This window comes from Streptomyces sp. NPDC127098 (genome assembly GCF_042722465.1).
Classification (GTDB): Bacteria; Actinomycetota; Actinomycetes; order Streptomycetales; family Streptomycetaceae; genus Streptomyces; species Streptomyces millisiae.
Window position 1 is genome coordinate 31,567 of the sequence record NZ_JBHXFJ010000048.1, and the last position, 10,544, is coordinate 42,110.

The window sequence follows — 10,544 nt, forward strand, 5'->3', positions numbered from 1 at the left end:
GCTCAGGCGCGGTCCACCGGCAGCGCGGCCCAGACCACCTTGCCGCCGGTCGCGGTCGCCTCGACCCCGCAGTCCCCGCCGGCCTCGAGCGCGGTCGCCTTGACCAGCAGCAGGCCGCGCCCGCTGGTGTGGTGCTGGTCCGGCGCCGCGTCCAGGGCGCGCGGCCGGTAGGGGTGCCCGTCCTCGACCGAGAGCCGTACCCAGTGCGCGTCGAAGCCGACCTCGACGCCGATCTCGGGGGTGAGCAGGGCCGCGTGCCGGACGGAGTTGGTGACCAGCTCCGAGAGGATCAGCAGCACCCCGTAGAGCCGGTCGGCGGTGAGCGGCGCCTGTTGGCGGCGGAGCAGATCGCGCACGGCGTGCCTGACGTGCGGCACCGCGTGCTCGACCGGCGGAACGCTGAAGCGCCAGATCCCGGTGTGGCCGGAGGTCGCGGGGAGCCCGGAAAGCGGCGGGGCGCCTGATCTACTGTCCATGACTCCGAGTCTTGGCATGTGCCAGGGCGACATGACCCAGTGACCTCAACTCGTCATGAATAGGGCAGGTTTCGACCGCGTCGTTTCGCCTGCGACCGATCGGCGACCAGCTTTTTTCGGAGGGCGCCCAGAGGGGGCCCGCGCCACCCCGCGCGGTCGCTCGAGCCGGCCTCACCCGACCGGCCGAGGCGCACCGTTGCGAACCCGTAGTGGGCCACCACCCTGGCGCGAGCGCCGGAGTGCGCCGCCGCATGTGTCGCGACTATACGCAAGTTGAGAAATAGGACCGCTGGGCAGCCACACAGCGACTGTTTCGAAAGGGTCGGCACCATACATGGTTACTATCACCATGTATATGAATTAGCCCGAACCATACGGAATAGGGCCGAGACCACTCGCTATCGACATTTCGGAGAGTGTTCGAGCCGTCTGAGGGGCAAGGTCATCCCGACTCATTCCCCTGGACGTTGGAGTGCTGCTGTCATGGCTCTTCCGCAAGGTCCCCTGGAGCACCGCTACCAGGGGGAACATCCGGTGCGGACCCTCGCCTATCTCTTCCGGGAGTCCCGTCTGCGGGTCCTGGTCGCCGTGCTCGCGTTCATCGTCAAGCACAGCCCGGTCTGGCTGCTACCGCTGGTCACCGCCAACATCATCGACATCGTCGTCGAGCGCCGACCCATCTCCCAACTCGGCGCCAACACGGTGGTCCTGGTCGTCGTGCTGCTGCTGAACTACCCGACCCACCTGCTCTACGTCCGCTGCATGCACGGCAGCGTCCGGCGGGTCGGCACCGGGCTGCGGTCCGCGCTCTGCCGCCGGATGCAGGAGCTGTCCATCGGCTACCACTCCCGGGTCAGCGCGAGCGCCCTCCAGACCAAGGTGATCAGGGACGTCGAGAACATCGAGCAGTCGGTGCAGCAGAGCGCGGACACCGGGCTCGGGGCCATCATCACCCTGGTCGGCGGCCTGGTGGTCATCGCCGTGCGGGTGCCGGAGGCCCTGCCCGTCTTCCTGGTGATGGTGCCGGCCACCACGCTGCTGGTGCGCAGGCTGCGCGGCCGGCTGCGCTCCCACAACGAGCGGTTCCGCCGTCAGGTCGAGCAACTCTCCTCCCGGGTCGGCGAGATGACCAGTCTGATCCCCGTCACCCGGGCGCACGGTCTGGAGCGCACCGCGCTCGTCCGGGTCGACGGCACCCTGCGCCAGGTGCTCACCGCGGGTATACGGCTCGACCTGATCAACGGCCACTTCGGCGCCCTGGCGTGGATCCTGCTCCAGGCCATCGGCATCGGCTTCCTGGCCGGCGCGGCCCTGGTCTCCTACTACGCCTGGCTGCCGATCAGCCCCGGTGACGTGGTGATGCTCAGCACCTTCTTCACCACCCTCACCGGCTCCATGACCATGCTGATGAGCCTGGCCCCCATCATCTCCAGGGGCCTGGAGTCCGTCCGCTCGGCCGGCGAGGTGCTGCAGGCCCCCGACCTGGAGGTCAACGCGGGCAAGGCGCAGGTCACGGCGGTCAAGGGCCGGATCGACTTCGAGAACGTCGACTTCCGCTACGACGGGGAGGGTCCGGCGGCCGTCACCGACTTCACCCTGCGGGTGCCGCCCGGCCAGACCGTCGCCCTGGTCGGCGCCTCGGGCGCCGGCAAGTCCACCATCCTCAACCTGCTGATCGGCTTCATCCGTCCGGTCTCGGGACGGATCCTGCTCGACGGCAGCGACATGGCCACCCTCGACCTGCGCAGCTACCGCCGCTTCCTGTCCGTGGTGCCCCAGGAGTCGGTGCTCTTCGAGGGCTCCGTCCGGGAGAACGTCGGCTACGGCATGCCCCACATCGACGACGAGACCGTGCGCGACGCGCTGCGCGACGCCAACGCCCTGGAGTTCGTGGACCGGCTGCCCAACGGCCTCGACACGGTCGTCGGCGAGCGCGGCGCCCGGCTCTCCGGCGGCCAGCGGCAGCGCATCGCCATCGCCAGGGCGCTGATCCGCGACCCGCGGATCCTCGTGCTCGACGAGGCCACCTCGGCCCTCGACACGCGCTCCGAGGCGCTGGTCCAGGAGGCCATGGACCGGCTGATGCGCGGCCGCACCGTCTTCGTGGTCGCCCACCGGCTCTCCACGGTGCGCGGCGCCGACCGGATCGTGGTGCTGGAGCAGGGGCGGATCCAGGAGGTCGGCAGCCACGCCGAACTGCTGCGCCGCGGCGGGGCGTACGCGCGCCTCCAGTCCAACCAGCTGACCTGAGCGGCGCCGTCGACGTACGGTGCGGCGCCGCGCCCCGGGAGGGGCGCGGGCCGCGGCGCGGTCAGAGCGGTTCGATCTCCGTCAGCTCGCCGTCCAGGGCGAGCCAGCGGGTGACGCCCAGCCCGCGCAGGAAGGGCACGTCGTGGCTGACCACGAGCAGCGCCCCACGGTAGGAGTGCAGCGCCGAGGTGAGCTGCCGGACGCTGGCGAGGTCCAGGTTGTTGGTCGGCTCGTCCAGCAGCAGCAGCTGCGGCGCGGGCTCCGCCAGCATCAGCGCGGCCAGCGAGGCCCGGAAGCGCTCCCCGCCGGAGAGGGTGCCGACCAACTGGTCGGGGCGGTCCTTCCGGAACAGGAACCTGGCCAGCTGGGCCCTGATGTGCTGCGGGGAGGCGCCGGGCGCCAGCCGGCGCACGTTCTCGGCGATGCTGACCGACCCGTCGAGCAGGTCGAGGCGCTGCGGCAGGTACCGCATCGGCACCTGCACCCGCGCCTCGCCCGACACCGGCGCCAACTCGCCGGCCACGGTGTCGAGCAGCGTCGTCTTGCCGGCGCCGTTGCCGCCGGTCAGCGCGATCCGCTCGGGGCCGAGCACCTCGAGCGTGGCCCGGACGCCGCCCCGCAGCTCCACGTCCGCCAGGTCGAGCACCCGGCGCCTGGGCGGCACGGCCGTGTGCGGCAGGTCGACGCGGATCTCGTCGTCGTCGCGGACCGCCGACTCGGCCTCGGCGAGCCGCTCCCGGGCACCGGCAAGACGCTCCTCGTGCAGACCGCGGTGGCGGCCCGCGCTCTCCTGGGCACGCCGCTTGCGCGCGCCCAGCAGGATCTTGGGGGCGCCGCCGCGCTCCGCCTCCCGCCTGCCCTGCCCGGCCCGGCGCGCCAGCTTCTCGTTGGCCTCGATCAACTCCCGCTTCTGCCGCCGCACATCGGCCTCCGCCGTCCGCACCGTTCGCTCGGCGGCCTCCTGTTCCGCGGCCAGCGCGGTCTCGTACTCCGAGAGCGTGCCGCCGTACCAGGTGATCCGGCCCTCCCGCAGGTCGGCGATCTGGTCCACGCGCTCCAGGAGTTCACGGTCGTGGCTGACCACCACGAGCACCCCCGACCAGCCGGCCACGGCCGCGTGGAGGTGCTCGCGGGCCCGCCGGTCGAGGTTGTTGGTCGGCTCGTCGAGCAGCAGCACGTCGGGCCGGCGCAGCAGCAGGGCGGCGAGGCTGAGCAGCACGGTCTGGCCGCCGGAGAGCCGGCCCACGGTCCGGTCGAGGTCGACGCCGGCGAGGCCGAGCCCGTCCAGGGTGGCGCGGGTGCGCTCCTCGACGTCCCAGTCGTCCCCGACGGCCGCGAAGTGCTCCTCGGCCACGTCCCCCGACTCGATGGCGTGCAGGGCGGCCCTGGCCTTCTCGATGCCGAGCACCCGGTCGACGCGTTGCTCGGTGTCCAACGTGATGTTCTGCGGCAGATAGCCGAGTTCGCCGTTCACCCGGACCGAGCCGGAGGTGGGCGTGAGCCGGCCGGCGAGCAGTCGCAGCAGGGTGGACTTCCCGCTGCCGTTGAGGCCGACCAGGCCGGTGCGGCCGGGTCCCGCGGCGAAGTCGAGGTCGTCGAAGAGCCGGGTGCCGTCCGGCCAGGCGTAGCCGAGGCGGACGCAGCTGATCTGGGCGGTGGTCGGGGCCATCTCGGAGCTCCAGTGTTTGTCACGAACGGTTGGCGACACACGGAGACACCGGGCCCGGGACGGCCGGGACTGGCTGATCGGAAGGAAAGGCGTGGCGGGCGAGGGAGCGGCCGGCACAGCCGAGGTCGATCACGCGGCGCGGCACCACGCGTCCACTCGGGAACGCGCGGGCGACGGGCTCGCGGTGTCTACGACCTCAGCCCTCCAACGGGCCCTCCTCACGACGGCGACAGGCCGAGAGAGACCCTAGGAGACGCCGGGCGGCGGGCGCAACCGATTTGACGGGCCCGGCCCGCCTACCCGGCAGAGCGCTTCGCGGCTCAGGCCTTGCCGCGGGCGGCGAGCCGGGCCTGGCGCGCGGCCAGGCGCTCGTCGAAGAGCCGAGCCTCGCTGTCCAGGCCGTCGAGATACCGACCGAGCTCCTCCTGGGCCTTCAGGCCCTCGGGGCCGAGCCCGCTGACGTCGAGCGCCCTGAAGAAGCGCAGCACCGGCTGGAGCACCTCGTCGTGGTGGATGCGCAGGTTGTAGATGCCGCCGATGGCCATCCTGGCGGCGGCGCGCTCGAAGCCGGGGATACCGTGGCCCGGCATCCGGAAGTTGACCACCACGTCCCTGACCGCGCGCATGGCCTGGTCGGGGGCCAGCTCGAAGGCGGCCTTCAGCAGGTTGCGGTAGAAGACCATGTGCAGGTTCTCGTCGGTGGCGATGCGGGACAGCATCCGGTCGCAGACCGGGTCGCCCGACTCACGGCCGGTGTTGCGGTGCGATATTCGGGTGGCCAGTTCCTGGAAGGCCACGTAGGCCACCGAGTGCAGCATGGAGTGCGCGTTGTCGGACTCGAACCCCTCCGACATGTGCGCCATGCGGAAGTTCTCCAGCTGGACCGGGTCGACGGCGCGGGTGGTCAGCAGGTAGTCGCGCAGCACGATGCCGTGCCGGCCCTCCTCGGCGGTCCAGCGGTGCACCCAGTTCCCCCAGGCGCCCTCGCGGCCGAAGATGCTGGCGATCTCGTGGTGGTAGCTCGGCAGGTTGTCCTCGGTGAGCAGGTTGACCACCAGCGCCGTGCGGCCGATGTCGGTCACCTTCGACTGGTCGGGGGCCCACGGCTCACCGCCCAGCGGGCCATCGAAGTTCCGGCCCTCGCTCCAGGGCACGTACTCGTGCGGCATCCAGTCCTTGGCCACTCCCAGGTGGCGGTTGAGCTCGCGCTCCACCACCTCCTCCAGGGCATGGATCAGACGGACGTCCGTCCACTCGTCCGAGCTGGTCAGAGGGGTGGGGCTGAAGGTCACTGAAGCTCCTGGCGGGTAACGCGAATACCTACGAGACCGTAGGTTACGGCACCGTAAGTTGTTACCCGCCGGTCTGGCAAGGGAATGGCCGTAAAACGCGGGCCACTTCACAACGCGGCGGCCCGGACCGCAGTCGGTCCGGGCCGCCGGTGGGGGCTGTTCCCCTGGGTTCGCTCCTCGTCAGCGCTTGCCACGCTCCGAGCGCACCAGGCCGGCCCTGCGCAACGCGTCGGCCATGGCGCTGTTCGCCGGCGGCGCCTCCCGCCGCTGGCCACCACCGCCTCCGCGCCGGTCCCGCTGCCTGGGGGCGCCGCCGCGCTCACCACGCTCACCACGCTCGCCGCGCTCACCACGCGGTCCGCGCTCGTCCCGGCCGCCGCGCCCGCCGCCGGCGCCCGGCTCCTCGTCGAGCCGCAGGGTCAGCGAGATGCGCTTGCGCGGCACGTCCACGTCGAGGACCTTCACCTTCACGATGTCCCCCGGCTTGACCACCTCGCGCGGGTCCGACACGAACTTCCGCGACATGGCCGAAACGTGCACGAGACCGTCCTGGTGGACGCCGACGTCCACGAAGGCACCGAAGGCGGCGACGTTGGACACCACGCCCTCGAGCACCATGCCCGCCTTCAGGTCGCCGATCTTCTCGACGCCCTCCTTGAACCGCGCGGTGCGGAACGCCGGACGCGGGTCGCGGCCCGGCTTCTCCAGCTCCCGCAGGATGTCGGTGACCGTCGGCAGGCCGAAGGTGTCGTCCACGAAGTCGGCCGGGCGCAGCGCGCGCAGCGCCGTGCCGTTGCCGACGAGGGTCTGCACGTCCCCGCCGGTGGTCGCCGCCATGCGGCGCACCACGGGGTAGGCCTCCGGGTGCACGGCGGAGGCGTCCAGCGGGTCGTCCCCGCCCCTGATCCGCAGGAACCCGGCGCACTGCTCGAACGCCTTGGGGCCCAGCCTGGACACCTGCCTGAGCGCGCCGCGGTTGGTGAAGGGCCCGTTGAGGTCGCGGTGGGACACGATGTTCTCCGCGAGGGTGGTGCCGATGCCCGACACCCGGGCCAGCAGCGGCACCGAGGCGGTGTTGACGTCCACCCCGACGCCGTTCACACAGTCCTCGACGACGGCGTCCAGCGAGCGGGAGAGCTTCACCTCGGACAGGTCGTGCTGGTACTGGCCGACGCCGATCGACCGCGGGTCGATCTTCACCAGCTCGGCCAGCGGGTCCTGCAGCCGGCGGGCGATCGAGACGGCGCCGCGCAGCGAGACGTCGAGGTCGGGCAGCTCCTCGGCGGCGTAGGCCGAGGCCGAGTAGACCGAGGCGCCGGCCTCGGAGACCACCATCCTGGTCAGCCCGGCCTCGGGCATCCTGGCGATGAGTTCGCCGGCCAGCTTGTCGGTCTCCCGGGAGGCCGTGCCGTTCCCGATGGCGATCAGTTCGACGCCGTGCTCCAGGGCGAGCGCGCCGAGCCTGGCGAGTGCCTCGTCCCACCTGCGGTGCGGCGCGTGCGGGTAGATCGTGTCCGTGGCCGCGACCTTGCCGGTGGCGTCGACCACGGCGACCTTGACGCCGGTGCGCAGACCGGGGTCGAGCCCCATGGTGGCCCGGGTGCCGGCCGGCGCGGCCAGCAGCAGGTCCCGCAGGTTGGCCGCGAAGACGCCCACCGCGTCGTCCTCGGCGGCGGTGCGCAGCCGGGCCCGCAGGTCGATGCCGAGATGGACCAGGATCCGGGTGCGCCAGGCCCAGCGCACGGTCTCGGCGAGCCAGGCGTCGGCCGGACGGCCCCGGTCGACGACGCCGAAGCGGTGGGCGATGGCGCGCTCGAAGGACGACGGCGCCGCGCGGCCCTGCTCCTCCTCGCCGGCCGGCTCCTCGGGCTCCAGGGTGAGCTCGAGGACCTCCTCCTTCTCGCCGCGGAACATGGCGAGCACCCGGTGCGAGGGCAGCTGGGCGAACGGCTCCGCGAAGTCGAAGTAGTCGGCGAACTTGGCGCCCTCGGTCTCCTTGCCCGACCGCACGCGGGACACCAGCCGGCCGCGCTGCCACATTCGCTCGCGCAGCTCGCCGAGCAGGTCGGCGTCCTCGCCGAACCGCTCGGTGAGGATGGCCCTGGCGCCGGCGAGCGCGGCCTCCGCGTCCGGCACGCCGCGCGCCTCGTCGACGAAGGCGGCGGCCGCGGCCGCCGGCAGCACGCTCGGATCGGCCAGCAGCCCGTCGGCGAGCGGCTCGAGACCGGCCTCGCGGGCGATCTGGGCCTTGGTGCGGCGCTTGGGCTTGTACGGCAGGTAGATGTCCTCGAGGCGAGCCTTGGTCTCGGCGCCGCGGATGGCGGCCTCGAGCGCCGCGTCCAGCTTGCCCTGGGCGCGCACCGACTCCAGCACGGCCTCGCGCCGCTCCTCGAGCTCGCGCAGATAGCGGAGCCGCTCCTCCAGGGAGCGCAGCTGCGTGTCGTCGAGCGCGCCGGTGGCCTCCTTGCGGTACCGGGCGATGAACGGCACCGTCGCGCCGCCGTCGAGCAGGCCCACGGCCGACGTGACCTGCCCCTCCCCTACGCCGAGCTCCTCGGCGATCCTGGCCTCGATGGACCGTCCTGCGACGGACTGTGTCACGATCTCGCTCCGCATTTCCCGCGCTTTCCCGGCTTCCCGACGCGCACACCGCGCCGTGCGGAGCATTGTGGCAGGCGCCACCGACATCCGGTCGGTCAGCCGGGCGGCCGTGTCGGCGGCGCGTTCGCCCGCGGTCAGCCGGCCGCGGCCCGCTCCCGCTCCCGGCGCGTCCGGTCGTACGCCTCCTGGGCCTCGGTGACCTCGGGCACCCGCTGCTCGACCAGCCGGGTCAGCGCCCAGACCCGCTCGGCGAACTCGCGGCCGAGCGGGGTGAGCGAGTAGTCCACGTGCGGCGGAATCACCGGGCGCGCCTCGCGCAGCACCATGCCGTCCCGCTCCAGGGTCTGGAGGGTCTGGGCGAGCATCTTCTCGCTGATGCCGCCGATGGCCCGGCGCAGCTGGCTGAACCGCTGCCGCTCGGTGTCGAGCAGCAGGGCCAGCACCAGGACGCCCCAGCGGCTGGTGACGTGGTCGAGCACCACCCGCGAGGGGCAGTTGGCGGCGTTGACGTCGAGCGGAAAGCTTACGGTCATGCCAGTACCTTACTTCAAAGTGGGTACTTTCTCTCGGTTAGCGTGCAGCTTAGGCTCGGGTTGTCAGAACGGACAACACTGAGGAGACATCGATGTACGTGGTCACCGCCGCCACCGGCAAGCTGGGCCGGTTGGTCGTCGACGCGCTGCTGGAGAAGGTTCCCGCCGAGCAGGTGGCCGTGGTGGTGCGGAACGAGGCGAAGGCCGCCGACCTGGCGGCCCGCGGCGTGACCGTGCGGGTCGCGGACTACAGCGCCCCCGAGAGCCTGGCGAACGCGTTCGAGGCCGGCGACCGGGTGCTGTTCGTCTCGGGCACCGACGTGGGACGGCGGATCCCCCAGCACGCCGCCGTCGTGGCGGCCGCCAAGGCGGCGGGCGTCGGCCTGCTGGCCTACACGAGCGTGCTCGGCGGCCCCGCCGCCGACTTCACGCTCGCCGACGACCACAAGGCGACCGAGGAGCTCGTCATCGCCTCCGGGCTGCCCTACACCCTGCTGCGCAACGGCTGGTACCACGAGAACTACACGGAACAGCTGGCCCCGGTGCTCGCCCACGGCGCGGTGGTGGCCAGCGCCGGCGACGGCCGGGTCGCCTCGGCCTCCCGAGCCGACTACGCCGCCGCCGCGGTGGCCGTGCTCACCGGGGAGGGGCACGAGGGCGCGGTGTACGAGCTGAGCGGCGACACCGCCTGGAGCCTCGCCGAGTACGCGGCCGAGCTGTCCCGCCAGACCGGCAGGGAGATCCGGTACACGCCGGTCACCCCCGAGGAGCACCTGGCGATCCTGACCGGCGCCGGGCTGCCCGAGCCGTTCGCCGCCGTCCTCGTGGACGTGGACGCCTCCGGCATCGCCAGGGGCCTGCTCGCCGGCACCTCGGGCGACCTCGCCCGGCTCGTCGGCCGGCCGACCACCCCGCTGGCCGACGCGATCGCCGTCGCCCTGAAGGACGCCTGACCAGCGAGGAGACGGGACCGGTACGCCGCCTCCCGCGCGATTTCGGCCATCCGCGGGCGCGGGAGCGCTCCCGGCGGCGACCGATCCGAGCCGTTGTCAACCCCACCACCCGTCCGAGTGATATGAACTCCACACGTGCAGCTGAATTCCTTGCGGACTGCCGGGAGTTAGGGGCAGGGTGCGAGAAGTTACGCAGCGCACCCAATTCCTGACAACGCGTGGAGCACCGGAGGGACCATGACGCTCACCAGCCCGGACGCCGGGATCCAACGCCTCTCGTACAGCTGGTTGCTGACGGCCAGGCGCGAGGATCTGGCGCACTTCCGGCGGCTCGCCTCGCTCGCGATGCGGGAGTGGGGGCAGCCGCAGCGGGTCACCGAGGTCGTGTTGCACGGGGTCACCGAGCTGCTGTCCAACGTCGCCCGGCACGTGGGCGATCCGCGCTGCACGCTGGAGCTGTCGTTGCTCGGGAACGCCGTGCAGGTGTCGGTGAGCGACCGCTCGTCGGAGCTGCCAAAGATCACCCTGCCCGACTGGACCGCCGAGGAGGGCCGGGGGCTCTGGCTGCTGCGCGAGATGGCCGACGGGCTCGGCTACGCGCTGACCGAGGACGGCAAGCAGGTGTGGGTACGGGTCGGCACCGACGTGCCGGGCGTCTGACGCTCCCGCACCGTGGGCCCCTCGCCGGGGGGGGGGGGCCCGCGGGGCGGCCCCCCCCCCCCCCGCCAACACCCCCCCGCCCCCCCCCGCCCCGCCGCCCGCCCCCCACC

8 protein-coding genes are annotated in these 10,544 nt (G+C 72.5%); 3 read left to right on the top strand and 5 right to left on the bottom strand.

What is annotated here, in order from left to right; translation table 11 throughout:
• Positions 1 to 2: 2 nt before the first annotated feature.
• Entirely contained in the window at positions 3 to 476 is a 474-nt protein-coding gene (locus tag ACFWI8_RS25810) for an ATP-binding protein (RefSeq protein WP_387095898.1), read from the bottom strand.
• A gap of 483 nt (positions 477 to 959) precedes the next feature.
• Between ACFWI8_RS25810 and ACFWI8_RS25815 the strand changes: the two genes are divergently transcribed.
• Positions 960 to 2,726, top strand: coding sequence for an ABC transporter ATP-binding protein (locus tag ACFWI8_RS25815; RefSeq protein ID WP_387095900.1), 1,767 nt, complete (start codon positions 960 to 962; stop codon positions 2,724 to 2,726).
• A 61-nt stretch (positions 2,727 to 2,787) separates the two neighbouring features.
• Here ACFWI8_RS25815 and ACFWI8_RS25820 read toward each other — a convergent pair whose 3' ends face one another.
• From ACFWI8_RS25820 to ACFWI8_RS25835, 4 genes are all read right to left on the bottom strand, one after another.
• A complete protein-coding gene (locus ACFWI8_RS25820) occupies positions 2,788 to 4,395 on the bottom strand; it encodes an ABC-F family ATP-binding cassette domain-containing protein (RefSeq protein WP_387095903.1) in 1,608 nt (535 codons plus the stop codon).
• A gap of 320 nt (positions 4,396 to 4,715) precedes the next feature.
• Positions 4,716 to 5,687, bottom strand: coding sequence for an acyl-ACP desaturase (locus ACFWI8_RS25825; protein ID WP_387095905.1), 972 nt, complete (start codon positions 5,685 to 5,687; stop codon positions 4,716 to 4,718).
• 180 nt (positions 5,688 to 5,867) lie between these two features.
• Entirely contained in the window at positions 5,868 to 8,303 is a 2,436-nt protein-coding gene (locus tag ACFWI8_RS25830) for a Tex family protein (RefSeq protein ID WP_387095907.1), read from the bottom strand.
• Between the two features lie 119 nt (positions 8,304 to 8,422).
• The gene (locus ACFWI8_RS25835; RefSeq protein ID WP_387095910.1) at positions 8,423 to 8,821 is read right to left on the bottom strand and encodes a winged helix-turn-helix transcriptional regulator; all 399 of its coding nucleotides are present in this window, start codon (positions 8,819 to 8,821) and stop codon (positions 8,423 to 8,425) included.
• Positions 8,822 to 8,913: 92 nt separating this feature from the next.
• Between ACFWI8_RS25835 and ACFWI8_RS25840 the strand changes: the two genes are divergently transcribed.
• Positions 8,914 to 9,774 (top strand): SDR family oxidoreductase, encoded by an 861-nt coding sequence (locus ACFWI8_RS25840; RefSeq protein WP_387095913.1) that lies wholly within the window; start codon positions 8,914 to 8,916, stop codon positions 9,772 to 9,774.
• A gap of 237 nt (positions 9,775 to 10,011) precedes the next feature.
• Positions 10,012 to 10,434 carry an ATP-binding protein gene (locus ACFWI8_RS25845; protein ID WP_387095916.1) on the top strand — a complete coding sequence of 141 codons (423 nt, stop codon included), beginning with the start codon at positions 10,012 to 10,014 and terminating at the stop codon, positions 10,432 to 10,434.
• Positions 10,435 to 10,544 lie beyond the last annotated feature (110 nt).